This window comes from Campylobacter sp. RM16190 (genome assembly GCF_012978835.1).
Classification (GTDB): domain Bacteria; phylum Campylobacterota; class Campylobacteria; order Campylobacterales; family Campylobacteraceae; genus Campylobacter_A.
Map to the genome: position 1 here is coordinate 13030 of NZ_LIWS01000010.1, position 18321 is coordinate 31350.

The 18321-nt window shown below is 30.6% G+C and carries 15 protein-coding genes and 1 pseudogene; 4 read left to right on the forward strand and 12 right to left on the reverse strand.

What is annotated here, in order from left to right; all coding sequences use genetic code 11:
- Positions 1-79: 79 nt before the first annotated feature.
- Positions 80-448: a sigma factor-like helix-turn-helix DNA-binding protein gene (locus tag CDOM16190_RS09110; protein WP_169976053.1), complete on the reverse strand. Its 369-nt coding sequence runs from the start codon at positions 446-448 to the stop codon at positions 80-82.
- 290 nt (positions 449-738) lie between these two features.
- Between CDOM16190_RS09110 and CDOM16190_RS10590 the strand changes: the two genes are divergently transcribed.
- Positions 739-1095: a hypothetical protein gene (locus CDOM16190_RS10590; protein WP_211436613.1), complete on the forward strand. Its 357-nt coding sequence runs from the start codon at positions 739-741 to the stop codon at positions 1093-1095.
- 1337 nt (positions 1096-2432) lie between these two features.
- Here the strand turns inward: CDOM16190_RS10590 and CDOM16190_RS09120 are convergent.
- From CDOM16190_RS09120 to CDOM16190_RS09170, 11 genes and pseudogenes are all read right to left on the reverse strand, one after another.
- Positions 2433-5141 carry an ATP-dependent DNA helicase gene (locus CDOM16190_RS09120; protein WP_170020313.1) on the reverse strand — a complete coding sequence of 903 codons (2709 nt, stop codon included), beginning with the start codon at positions 5139-5141 and terminating at the stop codon, positions 2433-2435.
- A 694-nt stretch (positions 5142-5835) separates the two neighbouring features.
- The gene (locus CDOM16190_RS09125; protein ID WP_170020315.1) at positions 5836-6111 is read right to left on the reverse strand and encodes a type II toxin-antitoxin system RelE family toxin; all 276 of its coding nucleotides are present in this window, start codon (positions 6109-6111) and stop codon (positions 5836-5838) included.
- Positions 6108-6338: a type II toxin-antitoxin system RelB family antitoxin gene (relB, locus tag CDOM16190_RS09130; RefSeq protein ID WP_169943208.1), complete on the reverse strand. Its 231-nt coding sequence runs from the start codon at positions 6336-6338 to the stop codon at positions 6108-6110. Before relB ends, CDOM16190_RS09125 begins: the two co-directional genes overlap by 4 nt.
- Positions 6339-6495: 157 nt before the next feature.
- Complete coding sequence (locus CDOM16190_RS09135) at positions 6496-7569, reverse strand: response regulator (protein ID WP_170020317.1); 1074 nt, start codon at positions 7567-7569, stop codon at positions 6496-6498.
- Entirely contained in the window at positions 7535-7690 is a 156-nt protein-coding gene (locus CDOM16190_RS09140; protein WP_170020319.1) for a hypothetical protein, read from the reverse strand. Before CDOM16190_RS09140 ends, CDOM16190_RS09135 begins: the two co-directional genes overlap by 35 nt.
- A gap of 41 nt (positions 7691-7731) precedes the next feature.
- Positions 7732-10314, reverse strand: coding sequence for a calcium-binding protein (locus CDOM16190_RS09145; protein WP_170020321.1), 2583 nt, complete (start codon positions 10312-10314; stop codon positions 7732-7734).
- A 28-nt stretch (positions 10315-10342) separates the two neighbouring features.
- Entirely contained in the window at positions 10343-10900 is a 558-nt protein-coding gene (locus CDOM16190_RS09150) for a DUF5625 family protein (RefSeq protein ID WP_169976171.1), read from the reverse strand.
- Positions 10901-11571: 671 nt separating this feature from the next.
- Positions 11572-12093, reverse strand: coding sequence for a restriction endonuclease subunit S (locus CDOM16190_RS09155; RefSeq protein WP_170020323.1), 522 nt, complete (start codon positions 12091-12093; stop codon positions 11572-11574).
- A gap of 71 nt (positions 12094-12164) precedes the next feature.
- A pseudogene (locus tag CDOM16190_RS09160) lies at positions 12165-14150 on the reverse strand (HsdM family class I SAM-dependent methyltransferase); the annotation flags it as partial.
- Positions 14151-14989: 839 nt separating this feature from the next.
- A complete protein-coding gene (locus CDOM16190_RS09165; protein ID WP_169976020.1) occupies positions 14990-15253 on the reverse strand; it encodes a hypothetical protein in 264 nt (87 codons plus the stop codon).
- Positions 15254-15409: 156 nt separating this feature from the next.
- Positions 15410-15619: a hypothetical protein gene (locus CDOM16190_RS09170; protein WP_169976018.1), complete on the reverse strand. Its 210-nt coding sequence runs from the start codon at positions 15617-15619 to the stop codon at positions 15410-15412.
- A gap of 804 nt (positions 15620-16423) precedes the next feature.
- Between CDOM16190_RS09170 and CDOM16190_RS09175 the strand changes: the two genes are divergently transcribed.
- The 3 genes from CDOM16190_RS09175 to CDOM16190_RS09185 are packed head-to-tail and all read left to right on the forward strand — an operon-like array spanning position 16424 to position 18276.
- Positions 16424-17572, forward strand: coding sequence for a tyrosine-type recombinase/integrase (locus CDOM16190_RS09175; protein WP_170020327.1), 1149 nt, complete (start codon positions 16424-16426; stop codon positions 17570-17572).
- Positions 17573-17617: 45 nt separating this feature from the next.
- Positions 17618-17848 carry a hypothetical protein gene (locus CDOM16190_RS09180; RefSeq protein WP_170020329.1) on the forward strand — a complete coding sequence of 77 codons (231 nt, stop codon included), beginning with the start codon at positions 17618-17620 and terminating at the stop codon, positions 17846-17848.
- Positions 17845-18276 carry a type II toxin-antitoxin system VapC family toxin gene (locus CDOM16190_RS09185; RefSeq protein ID WP_170020330.1) on the forward strand — a complete coding sequence of 144 codons (432 nt, stop codon included), beginning with the start codon at positions 17845-17847 and terminating at the stop codon, positions 18274-18276. The genes CDOM16190_RS09180 and CDOM16190_RS09185 overlap by 4 nt, the downstream gene beginning before the upstream one ends.
- Positions 18277-18321 lie beyond the last annotated feature (45 nt).

Sequence of the window (18321 nt, forward strand, 5' to 3'; positions counted from 1 at the left end):
CTTAGCCTATAATAAACCGTAAAAATACAAGGGCAAATAAGGGCTGATTGATGGCCCTCTATTCTATCCGCGGATAAATTTAAGATATTTCTTTCACGTAATCATAAAATTTCCTTACTATCCTTGGATGTTTGATCTTTTTTATGGCTTGGGCTTCTATTTGTCTTACACGCTCTCTAGTTACTCCACCTAGTACTAGCCCGGTTTCTTCTAATGTATATGGACCGCCTACTCCAGTGTTTCCGTTTTTTAAGTCTGCTAGCTTAGACACTTCCTGGATAGTTTTGGCCTGAAGGGAATTTATAATACCCGCCAAATCGCTCTTGATATTTTTTAACCTAAACTTATCTTCCACAGAGACATCGGTGGCATTCACCATAAATTTGACTTTTTCTCGCAGTTCTTCGGCGACTTCGAGCATTTCTTTTATTTGGGTTAAATTTTGCATATGGACTCCTTTGTAGATTGTGTCTTGTAATAGTATATTTTGTTAATTTTTTACATAGGTTGATCCATAAAAGTATTTTACCGAGCAAAAAGGACATATTTACTGTTAAGCTTACCGTTGATGAGGAAAAACTTGCAATGCCTGAGTTTAAGGCGTTATGTTCGAAAATTAATTCTAAATCCGTTTATGTTGTAGATTTTGATACAGAAGAGCTTGTAAAAAACTCTATTATCTCTCTTAATAAGAAGTTATTGATTCCGAAGATTCACTTCAAAGTGGAAACGGGTACAATGAAAGAGATTAAGTCAAGAAGTGATTTAATAAACACAAGTTCATTTTCAAAGGAAAGTTTGCGAATCTACAATGTTTCTGTAGCCACGAATTCAAATCTAAAGTATGATTTGATAGGCAAACTAGTAGAGGAAACCGGTCTAACTAGAAAGGCTGTAATTCAAATTTTGCAGGGTATGGAAGAATCTGTATTTAATCAGTTTAAAGATAATCCGGAAGAATTTATTATTCGTGTAGCGGGACTAATTAATGATGAAAAGGCGACAGCGATTATCGAGCATATCACCTATAATGTTATGGATGAAAGGTATGACACAACAACCGATACTCTACACTGTTTAATCTTTTATTGTTAATTTAATACATTTAAATTTTTATATCTCTTAATTGCTCCATTGATTAAAATTATTTATATGGCTAATTCTATCTGCAGTTAAGGTATCTATTATGTAGTAAATATACAAAATATATAAGAAAGTCAGGAAATATACTTCTTAAATTTAATATCAAAAAAAATAATACAAAAAAATCCTTACTATAGTATTCGAACCAACAACTAAAAAGTAAACTGTTATTTTTGTAATAGCGTATAATCATATGAGCTTTTAAAATAGTACTTTATTAAAAAGTGAGACAGTAAAAAATTTCATACTTACTGTCTCACTTTTGTCTCACTTTTTTTCGGAATAGAGTAGAATCAATAAGAAATTTAAAGAAAAAATAAGAAAAATTTAAGCAAAAATAGATCAAAAATCAAAGAAAAATAGTTGATTCTAAGCTCGTATTTAAGGCTTTTTAAGAACTTTTTAGAAAGAAAAAGAATAAAATGGAAAAATAAAGAAAAAAATGGAACTGAAAGGAAATGGCTCCGGATGCTGAATCAGAACCGGCTTGCATTAAACACTGTATTTTAGCCACTTTAAGCTTACTAAAAAAATGGTAGTGACTCACTTTTGACTCACTTTTTTTCGGAATAAAGTAGAATAAAATAGGATAAGCTTAGAAATAAAATGGAAAAAATCGGAAAAGTTTTTGTTAAATTTCATAAATTTTTTAATCGGTTTTCAAAAGGTAAAATTATAAAAATAAGTTAAATCCCTAAATATAAGGCTTAAAATGATATAAAAAATGATATCTTTTTTATGTTTTATGAAAATACTTAAATTAACAGCTTTGTTTTTAAAACTTACCAATTAGTTTTCAATATATTTTATTAAAGTCTAGATTATTTTAATTAGATCATGCAGATAAAAGATGCTGTTGACCTAAGCTCTTTAATGGTTCAGCCGGGCTTATGGAACACAACAAAATTTATAAGTTTTTCAAATACGCACCAAAACAAATGCAAAATAAAACCAAGCTTTTCAGATACCGATAACCTCTTTAAATCGAATATACAGCAAGCTTTGACAAAAAGGCTGATGATGGAGATATAGTAAAAGACTACTATGTCACAAATAGGCGAGTAAGAAGAATTTATCTGCCCTCAAAACAGTACTCAAGCATCTTAAAACTTGATCCACAGATAAAAAGAAAAGAGTTTATATTTTTGAAGGCGTAAGTGATGCACATGCACTCGCTATCAAAGATGGCGAAGTTAAGTCACCTCTAGAGAAAGCGATATAAATAAAAATTTTATTTATGATAGGTAAAAATTTAAGCCATCTTTTGGCAGCTTAAAATATTTAATATTTTACTTTTTTATTTTTTTCAAAAACTCAATATCTTTATTATTGTTTATTTTTCTGAAACTTTCTAAAATTTTCTTTTCAGCTTCAGGCGACCAGTAAATTTTTAAATTTTGCTTTGCTCTAGTAATAGCAGTATAAAAGATATTGTGAGTTATCATCTCATCAATTTCACTGCTTATAACTATCTTTACGGAGTTGTATTCTAAGCCCTGTGCTTTATGGATGGATATAGCATAAGCTACATGAAAAGGGGCAGTAGCTTCCTCGTCATCTTTATAACCTCCGTCTTCATCGGCTGTTTTGTATTTATTTACATAAAATTTTATAACAGATTTTCCTTGATTTTCTAGCAACTCAAAATCATAATTTTTAGCATCTAGTGCGTTTATTGTTTTTTCTATCTCAATACTAAACCAAATTTGCTTATTCTCAAGCTCAATATCAACAATCTTTCCTTTCATATTATTATAAATCAAAGGCTTAAATCTCTCCGTTTCATTAAATAAAATCGGATCGCCAATCTTATATGTATGGAGATTCCATTCAACACCTTTTTCTTTGTTATTTTCTTGTAAAATTGTGTTTAAGTTATTGATTCCGTATAAACCGTCATAATTTAGGCACAAAACAATTTCATCATCTTTGCTTTCAAAACTTAAATCTTCTAGTCTTTGCGAATAATTTTCTCTTTGCAAAATTTCACTGATAGAGTCGCCAAAATTCCTTACTTCATTCCATAAATTTAAGAGTTTTTCATCTTTTGTTCTGTATGTTTTTTCTAGGTAAAAAGAGCAATTTTTAAGAAATTTTTGAGCTATTTTAAACCAATTTCCAAAAGATATTGCTTCTATCTGATATATATCTCCGACCAAAAGAATAAGATCAAACTGCACTTTATTTAATACTTTTTTCATATCATCATTGCTTATAGTGCTACACTCATCAACGATTAAAATATCATATTTGTGCTCAGATTTGCTTGATGCTATTTTCGTAACTGTTTTAAAATCGCTATCTAAATTTGCATCAACCCTTCTTTTTAAATTATCTACGGCAGTATTTGTGTTTGCTAAAAATAATTTTGTGTGATCTTTAAAAAATTTTGATACATATCCTAACAATTTTGTCTTGCCTGTTCCTGCAGCACCATAAATCAACGCTACTTTTGAATGCTCAAACATATTAATAATAATTTCTTTTTTATTGTTATCATTGATTAAATTTGGATTTTTACTTAACCAATCTTTTACTGAATTTGAATAACCCTCAATACCGCTTTTGGTTAATTCGCCAAGTATATCAATAATTTCGATTGATTTTTCAACATACTCTTTTATGTAAAAATGATTTTGAAATTCTTCAATTCTCCTGCCTGTGTGACCTTTTGGATTTTTTGTGTTTCCCTTCCAAAGCAGTGAATTAAATTTGTCTCGTAAGCCATCAATATTATTAAAATTAAAATCTTTTTTATCAACAAATAAATTTCCATTATTTTCAATTTTGCTTCTTACTGCTCTTGCAAAAATTTCATACTCTCTTCCTGCTGGGTTCAAGCACTCCATTAAGTCATAAAAACTAGGATTGTGGTTAAGTAAAGATGTTGCAAACGGCATTTGTTCAAAAGGAGAACATTTGTAATTTAATCTTAAATTTGATAAGAATTGATTTTCATTGCTATCGAATTGCTTTTTTATTATTTGATTTCTTAAATTGTACAATAAATATCTAACGGTATTTTTACCGTCTTGCGTTACCGATTTTGCTCTGTCTAAAATATCAAAAATATGTGAAACATTTCCTTTAGAAATAATATCGTTTTTAATATTTTCATAGTCGTGCCTATCAATCAAATCAACTAAGCTAATTTTATTTTGTGTTAAAAATCGCATCAATTCTTTATATTCATTTGTTCTTCCTATTGTTTTATAAAGTCCAAATATTTTTCCAAAATTTTGCCATTCGGCGGGTCTTATAGCAACTTCCCAATCATCAATAATCTTTATCTGCATTTGTTTGGTTAAAATTTCTATCTTTTCGTTATGAAGCCATAAATTTAAGGCATAATTATCAAAAATTCTAAATTTAGAGAATGCAATTAATTTGTCAAATTTGTTAAAATTATCAACAGCATTTACAAATGTTATCTCATAATAAATTTGTTCTTTTACAATAAATGGTTTTATTTTTGTTACATAGTAAGCACTGCTCTCTTTACTAGAATTACTTAAAATATTTTGATTTTCTAGTTTTTCTGCAATTTTTTCGTAATATTCCATAAATTTTTTGTCTAAATTGAGCGGAAATTTACTTAAATTTTTAAGAACTTCAATGCTGTAATTTTCTTTTAGAAAATTCTTACATTCAATTAAATATATAAAATACTTTAGCATCAGACGCTCAGAGGAATTTTCACTAAGAGTATAGTGAGAAGTACTCTTATCTAAGAAAGAGTGAAACTTTACTAGAAATGGATAGTTTCCTCCTTTTGATCTTACATATTTAATGGCATTTTCATTTATTATTTGCTTAAACTGGTTTGTGTCTATATTTTCTTGTGTAGAGTGAATTTTTTGAAAAATATATTCAACTAGAGTTCTAAGCTGACCTAAGATATTTTGACTTATAAAACCCCGTTCATCACATATGCTGTTATTTGCAAGGTTTTTGTCTATATTCTCACAAATAATTAAAATTTGATTGTCAAAATTCATTTTTATCCTTTTTGATATCTTGAGGCAAAACTAAGAAACAAACCAAAGCTTGTATTATCGATATTAAGTTGTTAATCTAGGTTTAGATTTTTTGCTCACAAATTCGTCAAAACTTAACTTGATAAATTCTTTATAACTTAGTTCATACGCAGTAAATAAGCCATAGTTTGTATGACTTGAGTCTTTAGATGTTTTAAATTTCATATTTTATCTCATAAAAAATATCATTTTAGATTGAATAGGAATAAGTATTTTATCATCTTAATGAGATAATTTTTACTGTTTTTATAATTTTAATCAAGATTTTACAGCTTTCAATCCTATAAAATCCTCTCTTTGTATTTTAATATAGTCTTGCGTAAAAGCTACATACAAATATTATTGTGATGTGTATCAATTAAATTGTAACTTGTTTTAATTTGCACAATTGACAACATTTCAATTTAAATATATTAAATACTCATACATCCTAACAGTATCTATACAATCATTCATACCCCCTAAGAACATTTTATAGCTTCTTGAACGTAAAAGCTTTTTGTTCGCTTAAGTATCTTTGCTATTCTTTCAAACTTAGCTTCTATGTCTTTATCTAGTTTGACTGAATGAAAGTGGATAGATTTCTAACACTTAGTCATAACAATAGAATGTTTTATGCTTTTTACTAAAAGTTTTATTATGTTTATCCTGCCTTTTAAACACCATCAAACTCACCATCATAAGCATCGCTTCTGTTTCTAACACCAAGTACAAGTACTATAAGCTCATAATCTTTTATCTTGCATATTATTCTGTATCCTCCGACTCTATATCTCCAAAGACCGGATAGATTTCCTATAAGTGGTTTACCTTCATCACGAGGATTATCTAAGCCTTCTATCTCTTTTAGTTTTTTAAGTATTTTAATGCTAATACTATTATCTAACTTCTTAAGCTCTTTTAACGCATTTTTACTGAAATTTACTTTCATATTTTTACGCCAAGCTCTTTAGCTACTTCATCAAGAGTATAAAACTGAGGATTAGGATCACTCTCTATCTTTTTTAACTCTTCCATAGCATCTATATAATCATTCATATCTTCTAAGAATCTTTTTATAGCTTCTTGAACATAAAAGCTTTTTGTTCGTTTGGTATCTTTTGCTAATCTCTCAAGCTTAGTTCCTATATCTTTATCTAGTCTAACTGAAATTTGCATATTTAGTCCTTTGTATTATTTGCATTACAAGTATTATAGCATATTTTATAAAAACAGTTAAGTTGATGTGTTGAGATATGAAGTATAGATTAATTATATTGCCTAATAACCATAAGCCTTAAATTCACTCTTTTGTTTTTTATTTAGTATCACCAATTCACACCCTCACATCCACTCTCTTATAGAATCTATCCTTTTCTTGTATCTGTTTATCATTGCTATTTAGAGTATGGTTAAGATATGAGATATTGTATAGCTCATTTGAGCTTATTATATTGTTATCGGCTAGATGTATTAAAAATCTTAATTCATTGTTTTTCATTATCTTACTTATCGCTGTTGCTCCAAGCTCTTTTAGACTTACAAATTTATCATCTTGTTTAATAGCTATGGTTTCAAAGTCAAGGCTGTTTAGTTCTTCTTTACTCATATTCTTAGCTTCAAGGTTAATGCTTGCTCTTTTATCTCCTGAAGTATTTAATCTGCCGGTATCCGTATATAGATCTCTTACGTCTATCTCCCTACCGCTATCAAATTTTAAGGTTATGGTTCCGTTACTATTCATTCTCATGGCTATTACGCTATCGCTATCGTTTAATGCCAGTGCGGCTTTATTACTATCTGATTCAAAGGCTCTTTTTACCTTTTCTAAATTTGATATGCTAAATTCTAATCCGGTGGCTTTTTTAAACTCATTTTCCATGGCAAGCATATAAGATGATTTACTATCTTTTAGCTTAGATATATACTCATCTGCGTTTTGCACATCATAATCTTTTAAATTCTTACTTAGCCACTCTATATCTTTAGTGTGAGCATCAAGCTCTTTACGGTAATCGTTATAAAACTTCATAAAGCTACTTCTTTGATATCCTGTGTATGAGAAGTCTTTATCTTTAGGAGTATCTGATTCTATTATAGGATTAAACTCACTAAGCTTTAGCTTTCCGTCAAATCCAACCTTTTCATAGGCAAAGTTATTAAATAGGCTATTTTTATTAAATACGTTATTGTTTCTTAGGTCTACCCAGCCGTCTTTATCCGCGTATGCATCAAAAAAGTTCTTAATACTATCGGCTTCCGCCTTTTTGTATCTACTCTCCGGTGCAAATACGGTGTAGGGGTTTTCCTTGTAGTAAAAAAGGCGATTATCGATCTTTGAGATGTCGACTTGAGTATCGCCTTTTTCTTTCAGTTTAGCATTTAGATCCTCTATATCCGCCTCCGGCAAATTCTTTTACCACCGGATTTCCAAAATTGGGAAAACCTATGGTAAAACCGTATCCGTCGTTTGTGTATGATCCGCGAAACCCATTATACCCCTCTTGCGTAACTCTATCCGAGTTATCCATATTTTTGTGAGTACCATAAATAGTACTCACAAAAAGAATTTTTACTGTCCTATATCCACATGAGATTCATAAGTATTAACGCCAGATAAACTAACGAGCATATCTGATATATCTTGATGACTTACCTGTGTATTATCTTCAAATTTGATGTTTTCTAGCTTGTTGTGATAGCCAAATGCCCATTTAAAATGATCTTTCACAGTAATCTCATCGGCTTGGTTTTTAAAGTGTATAATAAGGTCATTTTTACTCCTGCTAAGTATCAGTTCGTCTTTGTTAATATTTCTGAGTAAAAGAGTATCTCTACCGCCGGTATCTTTGATAATATCTTTCCCGTCACCTTTAGCAAAAATATATGTATCATTGCCTATACCGCCGTTTAGATAATCATCGCCTTTGCCGCCTACAATGGTATCGTGTCCGATATGTCCATAGATTTTATCGCTTAAATTTGAACCTATCAAAGCATCACTTCTTACTCCACCTTCTATTAAAGTAGGGGTATCATCATCGGCTTTGAAATATACCTTGTCAAATAGAGTTTTTAACTTTGTTTCGCCTTTTTCCGCGAACTTTATGACGGTTTTATTGGTTTGCAGCGCCGTAAATTCTTTTATGGCTTTGTGATCCAAAACGATATCTTTAAATTTGATGAGTGATATTTTTTCTTCTGTGCCGTAAAAATCCTTTATGGTAACCGCATCGGTTTTTGATTTATGTATTACAACATCATTATTTTTTTGTCTAAATACAACTTCTTTGATGCTAAATTTTGACATATCGATACTATTTTTGTCTTTATTTTCTGTATTTGTTTCAACAATAACGTCTTTGCCGAAATTTGCGTCAAATATATATGTATCGCTGCCTTTACCGCCCTCTAATATATCGTCTCCGCCTTTGCCATCTATGATATTATCCTTGTCGTTACCTTTAATGGTTTCATTTTGATTGGTGCCAGTATTACTAAGATCGAATAAAGCATCCTCAAGCTCTCCGAGACTATTTGGTTGAAAAAATTTGCCTCCGGTTTCTTGAGCATAAATTTTTAAATTTTGCAAATCGGAATTAATGGATATTACGTTTATTTTTACAGAATTATCAAAATGTTCAGAATTGGATTTGGCACTTATGCTTCTTAGAATGCTCGTGCCAAAATTCTTAGCCATATCTATTACTTCTTGAGTTCTTTCATTGTCATCTCCAGGCTCGTCGGTCATAAGATATATTTCTTTGCTTAAGCCATTGTCTTTTGTAAAATTTCTCATGCCTTCTATTATAGCGGCATTGTGATATTCGATGCCGCCACCCTCTTCTCTCACGGAGTTAATACCTTGCTGAAATGACTCATAGTCGGTATATACGCCAACCGTTTTTATATTATTGTTACTGAAAGTGACGATTGAAATTTTTGAATAAGTGCCTTCTTTGAAAATATTGCTTGCTATTGCTCTTGCGCTCGCTTTTGCTGTATCTATATCATCATACATAGAGCCGGTGGTATCTATGACGATAGATACTTCTTTACCTGCTTTATCGGATAAGTTAATACCAAGGCTTTTTTCTTCTTTAAAATATCTTTCTATAATTATGGTATCATTTGTTTGTTGATTCTTGACGGATAATAATGAGCCGATAAATTTATATTGGAATTTTTTATCCTCGCTAATATAGGCCTTTTCTTCTTTATTATAAATTCCGCCTTTTAATAAATCTCCTTTAAAATACACCTCTCCTTTGCCGTCGTCGTCCTTGACGATATCAAGATTCCCCGCACGGTAGGTATCTTTACCTTTTCCACCCATAAGAGCATCACGTTCATTATCATCATCTCCGATCAGGGTATCATCGCCAACTCCGCCCATCAGAAAATCTCTTCCTTTTCCGCCGGTTAGGGTATTAAAGCTTCCTTGATCAATATTAGTAGAATCTGCAGTTAATGGTATCATTGGTTGGTTTCCGGCATATATATGGTCTGCACCGTCTCCACCTACCAATGTATCGTTGCCAGCGCCACCCACTATAATACTGTCTTTATTCCCATTTATTTTAATATTATCGTCACCTCCTAGGCCAAATATTGTATTAATTAGGCCATCATTTTGAACCGTATTATTTTCATTATTTTCATACGTGACATGATAATTTCCTTTACTTGCGGTATCCTGCCATCCAATGCCATTGCCCATAACGTACTTATATAATGATTTATCGACATTATCGGCATTATCCGATGGGAGTAAATTTCCTTCAAAATCTGTAGGGTTAAGACCGATGGCATGTAGTGCTTTCCATGTGAAATCTATGCAACTATTGGCTACTCCATTGTATTTATCTATATCAAATCCGTATTTTTTAGGGTCTTTACTAAAATCTTTCAGAATATGGTATTGATCTTCAGTAATATATATCTTGCCCGAATAATATATATCTAGATATTTACTATCGTCCTGGTATTTTTGTTCCCCAGGACCAAAGGGATCTCCTTGTTTTGCGGGTCCAAATCCCATTGATGAAGTTTTACCATTGCCGTATACAGAAAGCCACATATGTCCCGCTATCGATGGACTTTCGTCTTTCATTTTAGCACCTGCAGCTGCTATCTTAACCGTAAGGGTAAACATGATTGCTCCTTTATAAGAAATTTGTCATCTACTTTGCAAAATCATAATTGACATAAATCCAAGCGTCTAAGTCTTTTAGTTCAGGATAGTCGTTTACAGTCTCTACTATGATTTCATAAATTCCCGGTTCAAGTTTTTTGTAAAATATAGTTCGACCATGGGCGACCCTAACTGGTTCTGACGGATTAACAATGTCGTCAATCAGGGTTATGTTTGTATCTTTTATGGCTTTTACCGTGATTTTGATTGGAAACGGAGGGAATTTGCGTTCAAAATAACTGGTGCAGAGATATTTTTCTACGAGTTTATCATAGGTTTCATCGTCTATTTTTGTTTGTCTATATCTATTATAGTATAAATCTACAAATACTTTAGGTATCTTATCCTCAATCCTTACGAGAAAATCTACCTTATTACCTTTTTTGCTGATATCGATAGGCTTAAAGACGGGAGCGGCAGGTGCATCGCTAAAACCTAAAATATACGGCCAGTCCGCATTAAATAGCCCGAAATACCACGCCACCGGCGTGAGTAAGACTAATGTTAAGACGGAGGCAAATATGATACCCATCATTTTTTTACTCACTTTACGACCTTCTTTGAAATTTTAGCCCCAGTACTTATTGTAACATCAATTATGTATCGAACTTATCGTACGGTAACTTAAAGTAACATAAATAATAATAAATATCAAAAATAAAATTTGATCTTGTTTCGATTTGTATAATTAAGACAAAAAATCAGCTTAATTGTTTCTTGATTTTGTCTTGGGGTATCAAAATAATGCAGAAACACTACGTTTGCGAGACTTTTGCGATTGTATTTTTTAAGTATGTTTATTTATGATGGGTATGATTGGCATAAATGCTATAGACTTCCGGCTGCAAAAACTATAAATATTTTAGGGTTAATGACAAAATAAATTTGCTATTGAAGAGAAAATTTACATATTGTGAAAATAGCGTTATGGTTGACCGCTTTTATTGTTTGAAACTAATATACGAGCAAAAAACATATTAATTAGCATTCCAATGACATCAATAATAAAGAATATATAATATAGATAGCGGCAGCAAAGAAAGGCCAAACGATTTAGCCGCTATTATGTAGCAAATGCACAAGACTTTCATAATAAAACATTGCTAAAAATTTTAACAAGTATTTACTAATATTTACGCCTAGTTGACACATAGTTGCATTATTTAATTAAACACTATATCAATAGAGTATTACCAAGTCTATTTCCTTCTATCGTATTTAAGTTTTTAGCCCTGCTGCCTTTAAATATGCTTCAAGCTCCTCAATACGTTCGGCTTCAAGCTCCTCAATATATTTTTCCATGTAAGCAAAACATATTTCACCGTTTAGAAAAGGTAACCTTAACATTGTTTCGTAAAATGTTTTTTCAAAATCTCTAACCAAAACACTTTGGAAATTTTTTTGATACTTATTTAAAAGTGAAATAAAGTACAAGGCTACTTTTTTATTAAAATATGGAACTTTGGGGATTATTGTTTTTGTGAATTGTCCTGCATAAAAATCTTTTTCCATATAAAAAAATTGCATTCCTAACATCCCTACAGCTATACTATTGCCATTAATCTTATGATCTTCGTCCAAATATTCTACGTAGCCAGAGACACCGTTATTTAAAACAGTTCTTGTAAAATAAGGGTATAGCTCATTATCGGTAAAAATAAAGCTGTCTTTATTTAATTGAGGGTTTCCTTTTATTTCAAATAGTTCTTTTGCCGGCTTCACATTCCACGTACCACCCATTTTTTAAAGTCACGCTCAAGTTTTTCTATGCAATTGCTTTGATTTTTTTTAAAATTATTAAATTTATTTTTTTTTAATACTTTTGCAACTTCCCAAGCTAAATAATCAGAAACTACGGTTTTAAAATCATCTAAGTTAGCCGTTGTATCAATTTTTTTGTGCTGATCAAAGTTCCAATCTGCTCCCGACTCATCAATAAAATCTTCGACATAAATATCCTCTAAAACCCAAAGTTTTTGATCTATTTTCGCTTTTAAACCATTCTTGTAGACCTGTAATAACCCCCTGTATCTTTCCGTGGCTCTATCTATTTCTTGAATTTTTCTTTTAGTTCTCTTATAGCCATCATTTCTGAAATCAATAAATTTTACTGTTTTATTAAAATCGTGTGACTTCCCTGCTTCAAAAATATAAATGCTTGTAGGAACTGTAGCCATAGGCTCGAATAAATCAATAGGCATTTTTATACTCGCAATCAAACTATGGCTTTTAATAATTCTTTTATTGGTTTCAACTGCTTTCCCACTTCCAGCACTATCTTGAATAATAATTGCCCCTAGTCCGCCTTTTTGCATTTTATCAAGACCAAAAGCGATAAAAGGCATCCCGTTTTCATCATAACTAAATGGAGGATTAAGAAGAATTCTATCGGCTTTAAATTTTACATATAATTCTTCAGGTGTTTTGAATGTATTCCCTTTCTGGATATTGCTTGAACCATCACCCCTTAATATCATATTCGTAGTAGCCAGAGTATACATCTCTGCGTTTAGCTCTACACCTAAAAGTCTTTCGGCTTTTATTTCTTTGATTTTATCCTTTGATTTTGTAGTATCTTTCCCATGCTTATGCTCAATGCAGGCAATCATACGTTCCATGCTACTAATTAAAAACCCTGCACTTCCAGTTGCTAGATCCATAACTCTGTTTTCTTCGGTTACTTCTAAAATTTCAGCCATTAGCTTTGTAATATAGGGTGGTGTTAAAACAATCCCTATTTCTTTTCCATCTCCAAGAGCATATTTGAGAAACTCGGAATACATCTCACCCATTATATCTATATGACCGGCAATTGCATCAATTTGCTTAAAAACATATTCGTATAAGAATGTGAAAATCTGCTTATTACAACTACTTTCTTTCTCCAATAAGTTTGATACTTGCTTATGGTTTTCTATGAGTTCATCACGCTGTTTGTCTTTTGATATTTCTGAGAAAGAAGCCAACATCAAATCTCTTTTATCAGCATCAATATCTCTCGCAGTTAAAAACTCTTTAATTTGAGACACAATTAGCTTTCCATCTCTCTTGGATTCTGTTTGAACTCCCTTTAAATCATCAGGAGTAAGCCCGTCTTGTATCTTCTGTCCATTTTTGTTAATGACATCTTGCATAGACAAAAGCATGCCTGAAACATACAGCACTCGTTGAGGAGCTGTTATATTATGATTGTGCATTAGTTTATTTAATTTTGTAGCATATTCATTTAAAGATTTTTTACTTGTAATCAGTAGCTCGTGTTTTTCTTCCTCTGTCAGTATCGCGTCTTTATAGAAATTTGCAAAGGAAGATTCGTTCTCTAGAAAATCCAATGTAGTATATCTGTCCATATACTTGATAGATTTCATTGAAGAACCATAAACATAATAGATTTTTATTTCTACATCATGCTCACTACTCCCTGCCACACCAATTGCAATTACTTCATTATACTTATCGCTATCGATCATCTGTGTAGCATAATACAAAGCTCCGTTTACCGCGTAAGCTCTTATGGATTTTTCATCTGCTTTTATGCCATCTTTAGTCTCTGCAACTATTTTTTTACCATCAAGTTTATTCTCGAAAACTACAGGTATATTATATTTTTCTATGTGAAAATCGGGCTTCCCAAAATTCGTCTTGTTTTTTGTCTTCGCTGAGCCTCTAAGTGCTTCTTTCATATAATTAGACATACTAGACTCAACATTATAGTCCTTGAGTTTTTCTAGTCCTAATTCTTCGAGTTTCTTTTTTACATAGTCGTTTATATCATCTTCTAATGTCCATTTTATCATTTTTGACCATACCTTATGAAAAATCTAATTTTTAGCATCTCATCTCCTCAACTCTCTTATAATTATATCTTTTTCTCTATTAGAGATATATAGCTTCGCCCTAGCTTTTCAAGAACCGCCATAATAAATCCTTTAAAGCAGATGTTTTTATAGCTTAAAAAGAAATATCTCTTATTTAAAGCTATGGCAGAATTTTAGCCTCTTTTACGATGAAAGTCTTGTGCATTTGCTACATAATAGCGAGCTTTTTATAAAACAAATTAATACTTCTAAAGAAAATATGATATTTAAAAGCAACAACTATCATATAAATATAACATACAAATATCTATAGCCAAGTTAAAGTATTTTAAGGTTTGCAAGCATAATTAGAAATTTACGATGACTTAACTAAAAATGACACAACCTGTCTAAAATCTATATTAAAATACTTGTAGGTCGATTGGCGATTTTGTAAATAGTGGCTAATTATAATTTTCTACTGAGATTTTAATGAGTTTTATTATTTTTAGGCTCTGTTAAAATATAGTGTTGATTATGATATTTTAGATTCCAAAAAATGTAACTAAATATTGTATAAAGTCCGAAATTAGCAATCGATGTAAATGACTTTTTAAATTCATAGTATATCTTTAGTGTTTTTTACAGTTATAACGATTAAGCTTAGTATTTTTTGCCAAGAAATATCAATGAAGTATTTTAATAGAGCCTAAAAAATATAAAAACTTTTTGTTTTTATAAAAAATAATTATAGGATAATATCCGAACACATAGATTGAATATTTATAGAATATATCCTCTTTTTTATTCTTAGATTATTTCCAGTAATAAGATTTTTATTAGTAATATATATACTGCCTTGCATAGTTTGATATCTCACAATATATAGTATAAAGCAAGAATATTAAAAAAATAGGTATGATTATCATAGATAAAATACCACTATCTATGATATGAATCAAAATGAATATCAAAAATATACAAATAAAAATCCTGACACCAAAAAAAGAATTTGTATTTTTAAAACAATATAATACCTCTTCACCCTCTTCAAGCTTAATATGCTCGGGTAAGATTATCGGCTCTTTATCATAATCTCTCAAATTTATCCTTTTTGTTTTTTTGAAATATTGAAGTTAAGTTGCTTGATATTCTATATTAGTATAATTTAAGGTGTGTTTAAAATTTAGTTTACTGAAGTTTGATACTCTTTATGTCCGGCATTATAAAGCAAACACACAAAACTAATATTTAATACTTTAACCCTTTAAATTCAAGCTTCTACCTATAGTAAACTCTACTTTAGCTTTTCTTTCAAATATCTTAGTAAAGTCATAGTTGTCTATTAAAGTTTGGTGATTTTGATAGAATTCTCTGTTGAATCTGTTTACTTCTTCTAAAAACTCATCAAACATCTTATTGTCCAAATCCATACCTATACCTTCTACTTCTATAAAGTATCCAAACATTGCTCCTATGGATATCTTATCTTTTGGTTCGTTTTAATCACAATCAACTTCGATTAACTCTTTATATCAGTCTTTTGCTCTATGTAGTGTTCTAGTATTAGAAGTTGGAGATCTTGCAAAATTTATCATTGTTAAACCGGTATATCTAGTTCTCGTTAATTCTATTTGCAGTTAAGGTATCTATTATGTAGTAAATATAAAAAACATATAAGAAAGCGAGGAAATACACTTCTTAAATTTAATATCAAAAAATAATACAAAAAAATCCTTACTATAGAGTTCGAACTACTGTCCAAAAAGTAAACATATACTTTTGTAATAACATATAATCATACGAAGTTTCAAAATCATACTTTATTAAAAAGTGAGACAGTAAAAAATTTTATACTTACTGTCTCACTTTTGTCTCACTTTTTTCGGAATAGGATAGAATCAATAAGAAATTTAAGGAAAAAATAAGAAAAATTTAAGCAAAAACAGATCAAAAATCAAAGAAAAATAGTTGATTCTAAGCTCGTATTTAAGGCTTTCTAAGAACTTTTCGGAAAGAAAAAGAATAAAGTGGAAAAATAAAGAAAAAAATGGAACTGAAAGGAAATGGCTCCGGATGCTGGATTCGTCTAATACTATTTCTTAAACTATTCTAGATAGTCGTAATATGGCATATAAAGCCTTAAAATACGCATTTCTATTTATTAAGCATATTCTAAGTTACACTAGAATATCATGCTTTTTTATAAAAACAGAGGGGAAATAAAGGGGAAAAATGCCATTAATTTTTTTAAGCAAAAGGAGAAACCTTAAATGGCACTTATATCTTATAACAAATTTGCAAATACAAATAAATATCCTGGAGTAAGAATATATGTTCCTGATAATAATGATATAGTATTCTACATAAGAATTGATGGCAAAGATGTCAAAATAGGTTCAAAGTCAGAAGGTGTAAATGTCACTTATGCATACAACAAAAAGAAAGAATTTGACACAAAAAAGAGAAATGGTGAACTACCCGATAAAATAACCAAAAAACAGCAATCAAAGAGTACTGATATAAAATTTGATGAGATAGCAAAGGCGTTTTTTGATTATAAACTTGAACAAAATCCAGAAAAAATAGAAAACGTAAAAGAACAAATATCCATGTATGAGCAATATCACAAAAGTAAATTTGGAAATATGACTACAAGCAGCATAAGTTCTGAAATACTGCAAGATCATTTTAAAGATATAAAAGAGATAGTATCAGATAGAACAGGCAGAAAGCTATCTCATTCCAGAGTAAATACAGTTATGGGAATAATTAGGACTATTTTTAACTATGCCATAAAACAAAAACTAATATCTCATCTTAATCCGTTTGATATAGAGATTAAAAAGCCCGATAATAAAAGAGAGAGGTTTTTAGAGCTTATAGAGATAGATTTGCTTCGTAAAGAAATCGCCAAGAAAAATGATTTCGCATTAGAACTATTTGTAGAGCTTGCTCTATGTACAGGAGCTAGACTAGATGGCATTTTAAACATAAAGAAAAAGGATATATCACTTTCAAATATGAGTGTAAATCTAACGGACTTTAAAAGTAAAAATCCTGAAAACAGAAGATATACAGGCTTTTTAAGTGATGAAGCGTTAGGACTTATTAATAAAATTTATACTCAGCTATTGCCAAATGACCCGATTATCAATAAACCATACGCCACTCTTCAAAACGTACTGCAATACTCTTTAAATAAGCTCTTTAACGACGGGCTTGCCCCAGAAGATAGCGCAAATAGAGTAGTAATTCATACGTTAAGACACACATTTGCTTCTCATCTTGCAATAGCAGGCACTCCAATACTTACAATAAAGAAACTGATGAATCATTCGGATATAAACCATACCCTTAGATATGCCAAACTAATGCCAGATAGCGGTAAAGATATGGTTAAGAGGTTGTATAAAAAATAGTGTTTATTTGAATTTATGATATAATCAAAACAAAAAGGAGATGATATGGCCATGCAAGTTTTTCATTTAGAAATACCAAGCGATAGAGTTGATCTTATTGACTTAGCAAAATTTATCTCTGAAAAATTAGCATCCTTTTCACAATCAGATATTGGCAGAAAAGATAGCGGCAAAAATGGACTAGAAAAGATCATGAGTTTTGCTGGCTCTCAAAAAGGCGTATTTAAAGATATGACAGTTCAAGATATGAGAAAAAATAGAGCACTCAGGCAATGAAAGTCTTTTTAGATACAAATATCATCATATCTTACCTTGATTCTGAACGCGTAGACCATTTAGAAGCGACAAAACTTATTTCTGATTTTTATAAAAAAGATATTTTTATGATTATCAGTCAAGATATCATGACAAATGTAATATATAATTGCACTAATAAGAAAGAAGCGGTTGAGTTCTTCCATACTATAAACAATGATGAGCATTTTGCAATCGTTGCTTTTAGTTCTGAAATGATAGATTTAGCCTGCAAGAGCTATTTAAAATCTGGAAACTTTTCTAAAAAATCTGACTTTGAAGATATTTTGCAGTATTTTTGTGCTTTAGAAAATGGCTGTGAAAGGATCTACACTAACGACAAATCAACTTTCCCCAAACTAGACATTCCTCTATTTAATAGTAGCTCTATAATGTTTTATAAACCTTAAAGGCTTTTATATGTCACACTTTGTCAATATTATTTATATGCCTTA